Source organism: Burkholderia sp. FL-7-2-10-S1-D7 (assembly GCF_001524185.1).
GTDB lineage: Bacteria > Pseudomonadota > Gammaproteobacteria > Burkholderiales > Burkholderiaceae > Burkholderia > Burkholderia diffusa.
This window is the reverse complement of the sequence record NZ_LOWY01000011.1, coordinates 291,259-304,626: the sequence shown is the minus strand read 5'-3', so window position 1 is coordinate 304,626 and position 13,368 is coordinate 291,259. Positions and strand designations below refer to the sequence as shown.

Sequence of the window (13,368 nt, the reverse complement as noted above, 5' to 3'; positions counted from 1 at the left end):
CACGTCCTTTTCGTTCCCGACCACATGAATGCTCCTGAATTCCCGACGCACACGTTGCCGTACATCGACACGCTGTACGACTACGGCGCCTTCCTGTCCCGCACCGGCGGGCACCTCGGCACGCTGCCGGCGCAGTGCGCGCGCGACGCGCGGATCGCGATCGTCGGCGCGGGCGTCGGCGGTCTCGTCGCCGCCTGCGAGCTGCTGCGCGCGGGTGCACGGCAGGTCGTCGTGTTCGAGGCGAACCGCGCGCGCGTGGGCGGGCGCCTGCTGTCGCAGTCGATCAATCCGGACCATCCGCACCTGCTCGCCGAAATGGGCGCGATGCGCTTCCCGCCGTCCCAGGCCGCGCTCTACCACTATCTCGAGCGATTCGGCATCGACAGTGCATCCGCGTTTCCCGATCCGGGCATCGTCGACACCGAGATCCACTACCAGGGCCATGCGTACCGCTGGCCCGCGGGCGATGCGCCTCCCGCGCTGTTCGATCGCGTCGACCGCGGCTGGCGCGCGTTCATTCGCGACGGCGTGCGGCTCGACGACGGCACGCAGTTGCCCGCCCCGGCCGACTTAACAGCGCAGCTGCGTGCGCATCGCTACGACGACGCGCGGCACGGCTGGCAGCAGTACATCGACCGATTCGGCGACGAGTCGTTCTACTCGGCGATCGTCAAGATCTTCACGGGCGCGACGCCGCCAGGCGGAGTGCGCTGGCGCAAGGGCGAGGACCTGCGCCTGTTCGGCACGCTCGGCATCGGCTCGGGCGGCTTCCAGCCGGTCTATCGCGCATCGTTCCTCGAAATCCTGCGGATCGTGGTCAACGAGCTCGAAGTCGACCAGCGGCTGATCCCGGCCGGCATCTACGCGCTCGCGCAGGGGCTGCTCGACGATGGCGGGGACGGCGTGCGGGTGCGCGATTGCATCGTCCATGCGGCCGTGCGGCACGTGGCGAAGCAGCCGGACGACACCTTTGCGCTCACGCTCGACAACGGCGCGACGCACATATTCGACCGCGTGATCGTCGCGACCACGACGCGCGCGATGCAGGTCGGCATGGGCATCACCGGCATCGCGAACCTGTTCGCACCGAACGTCGTGCGCGCGATCAACGAGACGCACATGGTCAGCTCGTCGAAGCTGTTCGTGCTGACCCGCGACAAGTTCTGGCTCAAGCACGGGCTGCCGCACAACATTCAGACGGACACACTGGCGCGCGGCATCTACTGTCTCGATTACGCGCCGGACGATCCCGACGCACACGGCGTCGTGCTGATCAGCTACACGTGGGAGGACGATTCGCACAAGATCCTGTCGCTCACCGACAAGGTCGAGCGGTTCAAGCGTCTCGTGGCCGAGATCGGCATCGTTTCACCGGCGTTCGCCGCGCACCTGCGTCCGCTCGACGACGATTACGCGCGCAACGTCACGAGCCACGACTGGTTGTCGGACCGCTATGCGCTCGGGGCATTCAAGTTGAACTATCCGGGCGAGGACATTCACTCGCAGGCGCTGTTCTATCAGTTCCAGACGGCCGCCGATCCGTCGTCGGACCGTGGCATCTACCTGGCCGGCTGCTGCTGCTCGTTCACGGGCGGCTGGATCGAGGGCGCGGTGCAGACCGCGATCAACGCGGCGAGCGCGGTGATCCGCAGTCTCGGCGGGACGCTCGCCGACGGCAATCCGCTCGACGCGATGCGCAGCCGCTATCGCTACGGCGACTGACTTGGCGTCCGGCGCTATTGGTCCAGCTCCGGATAGTGCCGGAAGATCCCCATGTCGTTGAACGGGATGCGGCGCGCCGACGCCAGGTAGCGCGCGACGGGCGGATGCCGTGCGACGCGGTCGTGCAGGCCGACGAGCCCCGCGACCTTGCGCTCCGCGCGCTTCATCGCGTTCGGGAACGCGTAGCGCAGCCCTTCGATCAGCTGGAAGATCGACAGGTCTGCATAACTGAGCGCGCCGCCGGCGATATAGCCGCCTTTGTGCGGATTCTGCTCGAGCACGCGATCGAAGTAGCCGAGGAACTTCGGCAGGCGGTGCGCGAGGAAATCGGCCGCGCGCTCGGCGGCCTCGGCTTTCTGGTCCTCGTAGTACAGGCCGCTGCCGATCGGGTGATGCGTGTCGTGGATCTCGGTGACGAAATCGGCGACGGTCAGCTGGAGTTGATGCACCCACAGCCGTCCGGCTTCGTCGTCGGGCGCGAGCCCGAGCCGCGCGCCGACAAACAGCAGGATGTTCGCGGTCTGTCCGACGAGCACATCACCGGCCTTCAGGAACGGCGGCGCGAACGGCACGCATTCGGTCTTCGTGCTGTCCATCAGCCGCATCAATGCCGATACGCCCATGCCGCGCCCCGATTCGCGTGCCACGTCGACATAGTCGGCCTCGGCCGCCTCGAGCGCGAGCCGCACGTATTCGCCGCGGCCCTGGATCTCGGGCCAGTAATAAAGCTCGTATCGCATGCCGTGCTCCTGTCCGGTCGATGCGCCGGGCGATGCGCGCATCGTGATGGCGGGGAGGGCGGCCGCGCCGCCCGTTGCGAATAGACAGTCTAGGAGATCGTGCGGGTAGCGCGGTGCTTGCCGTGCGTCACGCGCCGCGCTCGTCGCGTTCGCTGCGTTCGCCGCCTTCGGGGCCGTAGAAGAACACCCAGGTCGCGAAATCGTCGGAGAAGCCGACGAAACGGTGCGACGCGAAGGCGGGGACGAACAACACGTCGCCCGTCGCGACGCCGCATTCGCGGCCGTCGACGACGAAGCGGGACGTGCCGGTGGCGATCACGTAGACCTCGCCGCGCGGACGGTACAGCTCGATGTCGAGCGTGCCGTGGCGAAACAGCGTCGTGAACAGCGTGCCTTCGTCGTCCAGGCGGGCAAGCGATGGGGTGATGCCGAGCTTCATCGTCGTGGGCTCCGGGTCCGGACCGTTGGGACGTGCCGATGCACGTCGTCCCATCGTATGCCGGAACCCGCCTCGAAGCGAACATCGCGAGCGCGGGGCGTCGCGGCGTCCGATGCCGCCATTTGGCTGGTAATGCCGATACAGGTATTGGCACTACCAGCCAAACCACTGTTTTTAATGGGTTTTTTCGCGTCTGGCCTGCGCCGTGGCGCGTTCTGCGTGGCATAATCGACCGCATCCGCAAGGCTTGTAGTCACAACGACCCCGCATACCCATGGCACAGACTCTCTACGACAAACTGTGGAATACCCACGTCGTCCACACCGAGGACGACGGCACGGCATTGCTCTACATCGACCGTCAGCTGCTGCACGAAGTCACGAGCCCGCAGGCGTTCGAAGGGCTGAACGTCGCGCACCGCCCGGTGTGGCGCATCAGCGCGAACCTGGCCGTGTCGGATCACAACGTCCCGACCACGGATCGCAGCCACGGCATTGCCGATCCGGTCTCGAAGCTGCAGGTCGACACGCTCGACGCGAACTGCGACGCGTTCGGCATCACGCAGTTCAAGATGAACGACGTGCGCCAGGGCATCGTGCACATCATCGGGCCGGAGCAGGGCGCGACGCTGCCGGGCATGACGATCGTCTGCGGCGATTCGCACACGTCGACGCACGGCGCATTCGGCGCGCTCGCGCACGGCATCGGCACGTCGGAAGTCGAGCACGTGCTCGCGACGCAAACCTTGCTGCAGAAAAAGAGCAAGAACATGCTCGTGAAGGTCGAGGGTGCGCTGCCGCGCGGGTGTACCGCGAAGGACATCGTGCTCGCGATCATCGGCAAGATCGGCACGGCCGGCGGCACGGGCTACGCGATCGAATTCGGCGGCTCGACGATCCGTGCGCTGACGATGGAAGGCCGGATGACCGTCTGCAACATGGCGATCGAAGCCGGCGCGCGCGCGGGCATGGTCGCCGTCGACGACACGACGATCGACTACCTGAAGGGCCGTCCGTTCGTGCCGACCGGCGCGGAATGGGATCAGGCCGTCGAGTACTGGCGCGAATTCAAGTCCGATGAAGGCGCGCAGTTCGACCGCGTCGTCGAGCTGAACGCGGCCGAGATCGTCCCGCAGGTCACGTGGGGCACGTCGCCGGAAATGGTCACGTCGATCGACGGTCGCGTGCCCGATCCCGAGCGCGAGAAGGATCCGGTCAAGCGCGACGCGATGGAACGCGCGCTGGCTTACATGGCGCTCGAGCCGAACACGCCCATCGAGTCGATCAAGGTCGACAAGATCTTCATCGGTTCGTGCACGAACGCGCGCATCGAGGACATCCGCGCGGCCGCGTACGTCGTGAAGAAGCTGAATCGCCGCATCGCATCGAACGTGCGCCTCGCGATGGTCGTGCCGGGCTCGGGCCTCGTGAAGGCGCAGGCCGAGCGCGAAGGCCTCGACAAGGTGTTCACGGATGCGGGCTTCGAATGGCGCGAGCCGGGCTGCTCGATGTGCCTCGCGATGAACGCCGACCGGCTCGATCCGGGCGAGCGCTGCGCATCGACGTCGAACCGCAATTTCGAAGGCCGGCAGGGCGCGGGCGGCCGCACGCACCTGGTGAGCCCCGCGATGGCGGCGGCGGCGGCGATCGAAGGCCATTTCGTCGACATTCGCAAGCTGGGGTAACGCGTGACGGCATCGAAGCTCATCGCGCGGCTGGTTGCCGCGCTGGCGCTCGCGGGGCTGGGCTTCGGCCTTGCGGGCTGCAATACCGTCCGAGGCTTCGGCCAGGACGTCAATGCCGCCGGCAACGCGCTGCAGCGCGCCGCGGAGTGACATCCGCCGAGAATTTGTCGATGTGCGCCGGCTGAATGCCGGCCCCTCAACCGGATAGACGGATCATGGAAAAATTCAATGTGCATACCGGCGTCGTGGCGCCGCTCGATCGCGAGAACGTCGACACCGACGCGATCATCCCGAAGCAGTTCCTGAAGTCGATCAAGCGCACGGGCTTCGGTCCGAACGCGTTCGACGAATGGCGTTACCTCGATCACGGCGAGCCGGGCCAGGACAACTCGAAGCGCCCGCTGAACCCGGATTTCGTGCTGAACCAGCCGCGCTACCAGGGCGCATCGGTGCTGCTCGCACGCAAGAACTTCGGCTGCGGCAGCTCGCGCGAGCACGCGCCGTGGGCGCTGCAGCAGTACGGCTTCCGCGCGATCATCGCGCCGAGCTTCGCCGACATCTTCTTCAACAACTGCTACAAGAACGGGCTGCTGCCGATCGTGCTGACCGAGCAGCAGGTCGATCACCTGTTCAACGAGACGTACGCGTTCAACGGCTATCAGCTGACGATCGACCTCGACGCGCAGGCCGTGCGCACGGGCGACGGCCGCGAGTATGCGTTCGACATCACCGCGTTCCGCAAGTACTGCCTGCTGAACGGTTTCGACGACATCGGCCTGACGCTGCGTCACGCGGACAAGATCCGTCAGTTCGAAGCTGAGCGGCTCGCGAAGCAGCCGTGGCTCAACAACAAGCTGGTCGGCTGAGATTGCCTCCGGGCGGGCGCGCATGACGCGCTTGCCGACCTGCCACCCATACCTACCCAGTCAGGAATAACGCATGAAGATTGCAGTGCTGCCCGGCGACGGCATCGGTCCGGAAATCGTCAACGAAGCGGTCAAGGTGCTGAACGCCCTCGACGAGAAGTTCGAACTCGAACAGGCGCCGGTCGGCGGCGCGGGCTACGAGGCGAGCGGCCATCCGCTGCCGGACGCGACGCTGAAACTCGCGAAGGAAGCCGACGCGATCCTGTTCGGCGCGGTCGGCGACTGGAAATACGACTCGCTCGAGCGCGCGTTGCGCCCCGAGCAGGCGATCCTCGGGCTGCGCAAGCATCTCGAGCTGTTCGCGAACTTCCGTCCGGCGATCTGCTATCCGCAACTCGTCGACGCGTCGCCGCTGAAGCCGGAGCTGGTCGCGGGCCTCGACATCCTGATCGTGCGCGAACTCAACGGCGACATCTATTTCGGCCAGCCGCGCGGCGTGCGCGCTGCTCCCGACGGCCCGTTCGCCGGCGAGCGCGAAGGCTTCGACACGATGCGCTATTCGGAACCGGAAGTGCGCCGCATCGCGCACGTCGCGTTCCAGGCCGCGCGAAAGCGCGCGAAGAAGCTGCTGTCGGTCGACAAGTCGAACGTGCTCGAAACGTCGCAGTTCTGGCGCGACATCATGATCGACGTGTCGAAGGAATACGCTGACGTCGAGCTGTCGCACATGTACGTCGACAACGCGGCGATGCAGCTCGCGAAGGCGCCGAAGCAGTTCGACGTGATCGTGACCGGCAACATGTTCGGCGACATCCTGTCGGATGAAGCGTCGATGCTGACGGGTTCGATCGGCATGTTGCCGTCGGCGTCGCTCGACAAGAACAACAAGGGCCTGTACGAGCCGTCGCACGGTTCGGCGCCGGACATCGCGGGCAAGGGCATCGCGAACCCGCTGGCGACGATCCTGTCGGCCGCGATGCTGCTGCGCTACTCGCTGAATCGCGCGGAGCAGGCAGATCGCATCGAGCGCGCGGTGAAAACGGTGCTCGAACAAGGCTATCGCACGGGCGACATCGCGACGCCGGGTTGCAAGCAGGTCGGCACGGCGGCGATGGGCGACGCGGTGGTCGCCGCGCTGTAACGCGCACGGCAATGCAGTAATGCAGTGAATTGTGGAAAGGGCGCGAACGGGCCGCGAAATCGGCCGGTTCGCGCGTGGTTGGCCGTTGTGCGGCCAACCGGCTTTGTGTAGACTCGAACGATGGCGCTGATTTCCCTGATCTCCCCGGTCCTGAAACTCCACGGCAACATTGCCCGTGCGGGTACGCGCGCCATCGTCATCACGAAAACCATTACCACGAAAACGATCATTAAACGCTGATCGTCCGTCGTGCCCGCCTGTTTCCCCGCGCGGTCACGCCGGGGGCGGAAATGGCGGGGAAGCTCCATTCAAAGGGTTAGTCATGAACGTAGGTCTCGTAGGTTGGCGCGGCATGGTCGGCAGCGTGCTGATGCAGCGCATGCAGGAAGAAGGCGATTTCGACCTGATCGAGCCGGTGTTTTTCAGCACCAGCAATACGGGCGGCAAGGCGCCGTCGTTCGCGAAAAACGAGACTACGCTCAAGGACGCGACCAACGTCGACGAGCTGAAGAAGTGCGACGTGATCATCACGTGCCAGGGCGGCGACTACACGAACGACGTGTTCCCGAAGCTGCGCGCGGCCGGCTGGAACGGCTACTGGATCGACGCGGCGTCGTCGCTGCGGATGCAGGACGACGCGGTCATCATCCTCGATCCGGTCAACCTCGACGTGATCAAGGACGCGCTCGTCAAGGGCACGAAGAACTTCGTCGGCGGCAACTGTACGGTCAGCCTGATGCTGATGGCGCTCGGCGGCCTGTTCCGCGAGAACCTCGTCGACTGGATGACGGCGATGACCTACCAGGCCGCATCGGGCGCGGGCGCGCAGAACATGCGTGAACTGCTGTCGCAGATGGGCGCGCTGCACGGTTCGGTGCAGGAACAGCTCGCCGATCCGGCTTCCGCGATTCTCGACATCGACCGCCGCGTGCTCGCGACGATGAACAGCGATGCAATGCCGACGAGCCAGTTCGGCGTGCCGCTCGCGGGTTCGCTGATTCCGTGGATCGACAAGGATCTCGGCAACGGGATGTCGAAGGAAGAGTGGAAGGGCGGCGCGGAAACCAACAAGATCCTCGGCAAGCCGGCCATGGGCGAGCCGGGTTCGATCCCGGTCGACGGGCTGTGCGTGCGGATCGGCGCGATGCGCTGCCACTCGCAGGCGCTGACGATCAAGCTGAAGAAGGACGCCCCGCTGGACGAAATCAACGGCATCCTCGCGTCGGCGAACGACTGGGTGAAGGTCGTGCCGAACGAGCGCGAAGCGTCGATGCGCGACCTGTCGCCGGCGAAGATCACCGGCACGCTGACGGTGCCGGTCGGTCGCCTGCGCAAGCTCGCGATGGGCGGCGAATACCTGTCGGCGTTCACGGTCGGCGACCAGCTGCTGTGGGGCGCGGCCGAGCCGCTGCGCCGCATGCTGCGCATCCTGCTCGACAAGTAAGGGAGGGTCGTGCTGCGCCGCGGGTGGCCCCGTCGGCGCGCGACGCGAAACGCCTGCCAGCCCTTCGCGGGGCGGCAGGCGTTTTTTTATTGGTTGGCGCCGCGACAGACGCGCGAAAACCCCGAGACGCTTGTGAACGGGACGCGACGCGATCCATACGGACATGAATTCATGTCGGGAGCGATGCGGTTGCCACAATTTTCATCGATTGATGAGCCATTTTTGATAAAACTGCCGTGCGCGATTGATGGTGAGGATCGGCGTGGCGGTCGCGCGATTCGCGCACCGGCGGCGCGGTGCGGGTAGCGGTCGCGCCGATGCGCCGGCATGGACGGCCGCATCCGCCGGCGACGAATTCGGCCGGAACCCGATCGCGTGAAGTAAACTATGCGGTTACGACGCGCGGAGTCGCCAAAAGCGTCGCGTTCTGCGCGACGCTTTTGCATTTCTGCGGCGATTTTATTGACGCTTCCCTACGCGAATCCGAGCCGCGCCCGCGCGCGGCGATTGAGTCTACGATGTCCCGAATTTCCTTGTTTCCGCGTCAGTCCCGTCTGTCGCGCGCCGTGCGTGGCGCGCTGGCGATCCTGGCACTCGGCGCGGCCGCGTCGGCCTGGGCGGCCGGCGCCGTCGAACTGCCGGCTTCCGGCGCAGGCGGTCCCGCGCCGCTCACCGTGACGGTCCAGCCGGGCCAGTCGTTGAACGATCTCGCGAAGGCGGCCACGCAGTCGCACGATCCGGGCGTGCTCGCGCGCGCCGGACGCGCATTGTTCGACGCCAACCCGCAGGCGTTCATGAAGCGCGATCCGAGCCGCCTGAAAGTCGGCGCGACGCTGACGGTGCCGGCGCTCGACGCGACGGGCGCGGCGCTCGCGGCGGCCGGTGCTTCCGGTGCATCGGCCGCGTCCGTGGTGGCCGCCGCGTCGGGTGCGGTCGCGGCGGCTGCGCAGCATGGTGCGTCCGCGCCGCATGCGGGGTCGGCCGTGCAAACGGCGCCGGCCGCACCGGCTGCGCACGCGGCACCGGTCAGCGGCGCAAGCGTCGCGGCGGCGGTCGCGGCAGGGGCGTCGGCTTCGACCGGCGCGTCCGCTGCGTCCGCCGCGCATGGCGCGTCGACGGTCGAACCGGTTCAGCCGGCCGCGCCTGCGGCCGGTGCAAGCGGGCCGCACGTGTGGAGCGGCGCGATTCAGTCCGCGACCCCGTCGTCCGCGAGCGATGCCGCCCTCCCGCCCGCGCAGGGCGGCCAGGCTCAAGGCATGCACGAACCAACCGCGGCGGCACCCGTCGCGGGCGCATCGCAGCCGCGGCCGTCGAGCCTGCAGCAACTGCTCGCGCTGAAGAACCGCGTGCTGATGGAGCTGCAGAAACACGGCATTGGCAAGCCGGCCGCGACGAACAACGTTGCACCCGCGCCTGCTGCCCCGCGTCCCGCTGCGAATGACGGCGCATCTGCTGTCGCGTCGTCGCCCGCCGCGAGCGAGGCGGCGTCGGGCGTGGCCGCCAGTGCGGCGCAGCCGGCATCGGCAGCCGTGCAGCCGGCCGTGCCCGTGGCGGCGACGCCGTCCGCGCGTGGTTCCGAACAGATCGACTGGCGCCCGGCCGCGGCGGCCGGCGCGGCCGTGGTCGTTCTCGCGGCCGGGTTTGCGTGGCGCAAGCGCCGGAAAGCGCGGCGCGCCGATGCGCCCACTCCGGAATCCGGCGGGGCGGCTGCTTCGGATACCAGCGCCTCGTCGTCCGTCGAACCCGTGCCGCCGATTCTTCCCGAGACGCCGGTCGCACGCGACGCAGCCGCCGATGTGAATCTCGTTTCGGCCGCTGCGGTAGCGGCAGAGGTGGCCGAAACGCGCGATCTCGACGTGCCGTCGTCGCCGGAAGCGGCAACGACGCAAGACGATCAAAAGGAAGCGCCGGCCGTGCCGGGCGCGTTGGCGGGCGCCGCAGAGGCGGCACCGCACGACGCGCAGCCCGTCGCGGAGACACCCGCCGGTGAGCCGATCGAAGCACCTGCCGCGCCGGCGACGCACGACGCGCAGCACGCGGCGCTGATGCAGAACGCGATCAGTGCGCTGAACAGCCTCGACATGCCGCTGCCGCCGCGCACGGCGGAAGAGCCGGCCGCCCCGGAAGAGCAAGTCGAGAGCGATCGAATCGCAACTAACGGTCAAACCGCATCGCACCCGCCCGTTGGCGCGAACGATCCGGCGCCGGAACACCCGGCCGACCAGGACGACGAGTTCGACTGGGATCCGGATGCGGCAACGCCCGCGCCGCACGCGGGTGGCGCATCTGCGCCCTCGTCGCTGCCGCCGCTCGGCGGCGCGCAGTTCGGTGCGTTGAAACTGGATTTCGATCTCGACCTGCCGTCCGCGCCGGGCGCCGTGCTGCCCGCGCTGACACCGGAGGAGCTTGCGCGCATCGCGCGCAACAAGCTGGATCTCGCATCCGAATACGTCGAGCTGGGCGACCTGTCCGGCGCGCGCACGCTGCTGCAGGAAGTCGTCGAGGCGAACGACGCCGCGACGCGCGACGATGCGCGCGCGCTGCTCGCGAAACTGGCGGACGAGGCGTGATGCGGATCGCGCTGGGGATTCAGTACGACGGCGCCGCGTTCTGTGGCTGGCAGGCGCAGCCGCACGGCAAGACCGTGCAGGACGCGCTCGAGCGCGCGCTCGGCGAATTCGCGTGCGTGCCGCTGCATACGACGGTCGCGGGACGGACCGATACGGGCGTGCACGGGCTCGGGCAGGTCGCGCATTTCGACACGGACCTCGACCGCGCGGATTTCTCGTGGGTGCGCGGCACCAACGCGTTCCTGCCGCCGACCGTTTCCGTGCAGTGGGCAAAGCCGATGCCGGACACGTTCCATGCGCGTTTCTCGGCGTTCGAACGCACCTACTACTACGCGCTGTACGTACATCCCGTGCGCTCGCCGATGCTGGCTGGCCGGGCGGGCTGGATCCACACGCCGCTCGACGACGACGCAATGCGCGCCGCCGCCGCGCACCTGATCGGCGAGCATGACTTCTCGTCGTTCCGGTCGTCGGAATGCCAGTCGAAAACGCCGGTCAAACACCTGTACCAGATCGACGTGCGGCGTGCGGGGCACTTCATTCATTTTCGCTTCCGCGCGAACGCGTTCCTTCATCACATGGTGCGCAACCTGATGGGCTGCCTCGTCGCGGTCGGCCGCGGCCGCTACCCGGCGGACTGGCTCGCCGACGTGCTGGCCGGGCGCGACCGCAATCTCGCCGCGCCCACGTTCATGGCCGACGGGCTGTACCTCGCCCATGTCGGCTACCCGGCGGAATTCGCCGTCCCGCCCGCGCAGCTCGGCAGCGTGCCGTGGAGCAGCGTCTGGGCCGACCTGGACCCACAACCATGACGAATCACGCCGTGTCTTCTTCGACTCCCGCCGCGGGCAGCCTTGCACCGCGTACGCGCATCAAGCTGTGCGGCTTGTCGCGCCCCGAGGACGTGCTGCATGCCGCCGCGCTCGGCGCTGACGCGATCGGTCTCGTGTTCTATCCGAAGAGCCCGCGCGCGGTGTCGATCGCGCAGGCAGCCGAGCTTGCACGCCTCGCGCCGCCGTTCGTGTCGGTGGTCGGACTGTTCGTGAACGCGACCGAAGCCGAGATCGACGCGGTCGTGCGCGACGTGCCGCTCACGATGCTGCAATTCCACGGCGACGAGACGCCCGCGCAGTGCGACGCCCTCGGCCGCGCGGCACGCCTGCCGTGGTTGCGCGCGGTGCGCGTCGGCCCCTCGACGCAGCCGGCCGATTTGGTAGAATCGGCTCTTCATTATTCGAAAGCGCGCGGCCTCCTGTTCGACACCCTGGTGCCGGACTACGGCGGTAGCGGCAAGGTCTTCGATTGGTCACTTATTCCCGCAGAGCTCGCGCATCGGGCCGTTTTGAGTGGTGGCTTGAACGCGCAAAACGTCGGTGATGCGATCCGCCAGTTGCGTCCGTTTGCGGTCGATGTCTCGAGCGGCATCGAAGCGGACGGCGCGAAGGGCGTGAAGGATCACGCCCGGATGGCGGCGTTCGTACGCGCGGTGCGCGAAGCGGACGCCGGGTGATGCAAGCCGGTGCGGCCCCGACAGCGGGGCGCGCCGACCGATCGAGAGTGACACCATGTACAACCTTCCTGATGATCACGGCCACTTCGGCCCGTATGGCGGCGTGTTCGTCGCCGAAACGCTGATTCACGCGCTGGACGAACTGCGCACGGCGTATGAAAAATTCCGTCATGACCCCGATTTCGTCGCCGAGTACGAACGGGAACTGAAGTATTTCGTCGGTCGTCCGTCGCCGATCTATCACGCGCAGCGCTGGAGCGAGATGCTCGGCGGCGCGCAGATCTACCTGAAGCGCGAGGACCTGAACCACACCGGCGCGCACAAGATCAACAACGTCATCGGCCAGGCGCTGCTCGCGAAGCGGATGGGCAAGAAGCGCGTGATCGCCGAGACGGGCGCCGGCCAGCACGGCGTCGCGACGGCGACGATCTGCGCGCGCTTCGGGATGGAGTGCATCGTCTACATGGGCGCCGAGGACGTGCGCCGCCAGGCCGCGAACGTCTACCGGATGAAGCTGCTCGGCGCGACGGTCGTGCCGGTCGAATCGGGTTCGCGCACGTTGAAGGACGCACTGAACGAAGCGATGCGCGACTGGGTCACGAACATCGAAAACACGTTCTACATCATCGGCACGGTCGCGGGCCCGCACCCGTATCCGGCGATGGTGCGCGACTTCCAGCGCGTGATCGGCGACGAGTGCAAGGTGCAGATGCCGGAACTCGCCGGCCGGCAGCCGGACGCGGTGATTGCGTGCGTCGGCGGCGGCTCGAACGCGATGGGCATCTTCTATCCGTACATCGACGACACGTCGGTGCAGCTGATCGGCGTCGAAGCCGCCGGCGACGGCCTCGACACGGGCCGTCACGCGGCGTCGCTGATCGCCGGCAGCCCCGGCGTGCTGCACGGCAACCGCACGTACCTGCTGCAGGACGACAACGGCCAGATCATCGAGACGCATTCGGTGTCGGCCGGGCTCGACTATCCGGGCGTCGGTCCCGAGCACGCATGGCTCAAGGACAGCGGCCGCGCGCAGTATGTCGGCATCACCGACGAGGAAGCCCTGAAGGCATTCCACGACTGCTGCAGGATCGAGGGGATCATCCCCGCGCTCGAGTCGAGCCACGCGATCGCGTACGGCGTGAAGCTCGCGCCGACGTTGTCGAAGGACAAGATCCTGCTCGTCAACCTGTCGGGCCGCGGCGACAAGGACATGCACACGGTCGCCGAGCGATCGGGCATCGCGCTCTGACCC

At 67.4% G+C, this 13,368-nt stretch carries 13 protein-coding genes; 11 read left to right on the top strand and 2 right to left on the bottom strand.

The features are described 5' to 3' along the window. Positions 1-24: 24 nt before the first annotated feature. Positions 25-1,722, top strand: coding sequence for a flavin monoamine oxidase family protein (locus WS75_RS04140; protein WP_059679271.1), 1,698 nt, complete (start codon positions 25-27; stop codon positions 1,720-1,722). A 14-nt stretch (positions 1,723-1,736) separates the two neighbouring features. Here the strand turns inward: WS75_RS04140 and WS75_RS04135 are convergent, their stop codons facing one another. Next, positions 1,737-2,462 carry a glutathione S-transferase gene (locus WS75_RS04135; protein WP_059679308.1) on the bottom strand — a complete coding sequence of 242 codons (726 nt, stop codon included), beginning with the start codon at positions 2,460-2,462 and terminating at the stop codon, positions 1,737-1,739. 127 nt (positions 2,463-2,589) lie between these two features. Beyond that, positions 2,590-2,901, bottom strand: coding sequence for a cupin domain-containing protein (locus WS75_RS04130; protein WP_059679309.1), 312 nt, complete (start codon positions 2,899-2,901; stop codon positions 2,590-2,592). Positions 2,902-3,175: 274 nt separating this feature from the next. Here WS75_RS04130 and leuC point away from each other — a divergent pair, with 274 nt between their 5' ends. The 10 genes from leuC to trpB all read left to right on the top strand — a co-directional run bounded on the left by leuC (position 3,176) and on the right by trpB (position 13,365). After that, a complete protein-coding gene (leuC, locus tag WS75_RS04125) occupies positions 3,176-4,585 on the top strand; it encodes a 3-isopropylmalate dehydratase large subunit (RefSeq protein ID WP_057923944.1) in 1,410 nt (469 codons plus the stop codon). Between the two features lie 3 nt (positions 4,586-4,588). Further along, complete coding sequence (locus WS75_RS04120; protein ID WP_059450800.1) at positions 4,589-4,735, top strand: entericidin A/B family lipoprotein; 147 nt, start codon at positions 4,589-4,591, stop codon at positions 4,733-4,735. A gap of 65 nt (positions 4,736-4,800) precedes the next feature. After that, complete coding sequence (leuD, locus tag WS75_RS04115; RefSeq protein WP_059679270.1) at positions 4,801-5,451, top strand: 3-isopropylmalate dehydratase small subunit; 651 nt, start codon at positions 4,801-4,803, stop codon at positions 5,449-5,451. A gap of 73 nt (positions 5,452-5,524) precedes the next feature. Then, complete coding sequence (gene leuB / locus WS75_RS04110) at positions 5,525-6,592, top strand: 3-isopropylmalate dehydrogenase (RefSeq protein WP_059524744.1); 1,068 nt, start codon at positions 5,525-5,527, stop codon at positions 6,590-6,592. A 120-nt stretch (positions 6,593-6,712) separates the two neighbouring features. Next, on the top strand, positions 6,713-6,832 hold the full coding sequence (locus tag WS75_RS34425; protein WP_006754086.1) for a hypothetical protein: 120 nt from the start codon (positions 6,713-6,715) through the stop codon (positions 6,830-6,832). An 82-nt stretch (positions 6,833-6,914) separates the two neighbouring features. Beyond that, complete coding sequence (gene asd / locus WS75_RS04100; RefSeq protein ID WP_059679269.1) at positions 6,915-8,036, top strand: aspartate-semialdehyde dehydrogenase; 1,122 nt, start codon at positions 6,915-6,917, stop codon at positions 8,034-8,036. A 518-nt stretch (positions 8,037-8,554) separates the two neighbouring features. Continuing rightward, complete coding sequence (locus WS75_RS04095; RefSeq protein WP_059679268.1) at positions 8,555-10,606, top strand: FimV/HubP family polar landmark protein; 2,052 nt, start codon at positions 8,555-8,557, stop codon at positions 10,604-10,606. After that, complete coding sequence (gene truA / locus WS75_RS04090; protein ID WP_059599546.1) at positions 10,606-11,418, top strand: tRNA pseudouridine(38-40) synthase TruA; 813 nt, start codon at positions 10,606-10,608, stop codon at positions 11,416-11,418. Before WS75_RS04095 ends, truA begins: the two co-directional genes overlap by 1 nt. Continuing rightward, on the top strand, positions 11,415-12,116 hold the full coding sequence (locus WS75_RS04085; protein ID WP_059679267.1) for a phosphoribosylanthranilate isomerase: 702 nt from the start codon (positions 11,415-11,417) through the stop codon (positions 12,114-12,116). Before truA ends, WS75_RS04085 begins: the two co-directional genes overlap by 4 nt. A gap of 55 nt (positions 12,117-12,171) precedes the next feature. Then, complete coding sequence (gene trpB / locus WS75_RS04080; protein ID WP_059679266.1) at positions 12,172-13,365, top strand: tryptophan synthase subunit beta; 1,194 nt, start codon at positions 12,172-12,174, stop codon at positions 13,363-13,365. Positions 13,366-13,368: the final 3 nt, after the last annotated feature.

Coding starts and splice junctions, on each gene's coding strand:
- WS75_RS04095 (WP_059679268.1), top strand. CDS start 8,555: ATGTCCCGAATTTCCTTGTTTCCGCGTCAGTCCCGTCTGTCGCGCGCC.
- WS75_RS04135 (WP_059679308.1), bottom strand. CDS start 2,462: ATGCGATACGAGCTTTATTACTGGCCCGAGATCCAGGGCCGCGGCGAA.
- truA (WP_059599546.1), top strand. CDS start 10,606: ATGCGGATCGCGCTGGGGATTCAGTACGACGGCGCCGCGTTCTGTGGC.
- leuD (WP_059679270.1), top strand. CDS start 4,801: ATGGAAAAATTCAATGTGCATACCGGCGTCGTGGCGCCGCTCGATCGC.
- WS75_RS04085 (WP_059679267.1), top strand. CDS start 11,415: ATGACGAATCACGCCGTGTCTTCTTCGACTCCCGCCGCGGGCAGCCTT.
- leuB (WP_059524744.1), top strand. CDS start 5,525: ATGAAGATTGCAGTGCTGCCCGGCGACGGCATCGGTCCGGAAATCGTC.
- WS75_RS04140 (WP_059679271.1), top strand. CDS start 25: ATGAATGCTCCTGAATTCCCGACGCACACGTTGCCGTACATCGACACG.
- WS75_RS34425 (WP_006754086.1), top strand. CDS start 6,713: ATGGCGCTGATTTCCCTGATCTCCCCGGTCCTGAAACTCCACGGCAAC.
- trpB (WP_059679266.1), top strand. CDS start 12,172: ATGTACAACCTTCCTGATGATCACGGCCACTTCGGCCCGTATGGCGGC.
- asd (WP_059679269.1), top strand. CDS start 6,915: ATGAACGTAGGTCTCGTAGGTTGGCGCGGCATGGTCGGCAGCGTGCTG.
- leuC (WP_057923944.1), top strand. CDS start 3,176: ATGGCACAGACTCTCTACGACAAACTGTGGAATACCCACGTCGTCCAC.
- WS75_RS04130 (WP_059679309.1), bottom strand. CDS start 2,901: ATGAAGCTCGGCATCACCCCATCGCTTGCCCGCCTGGACGACGAAGGC.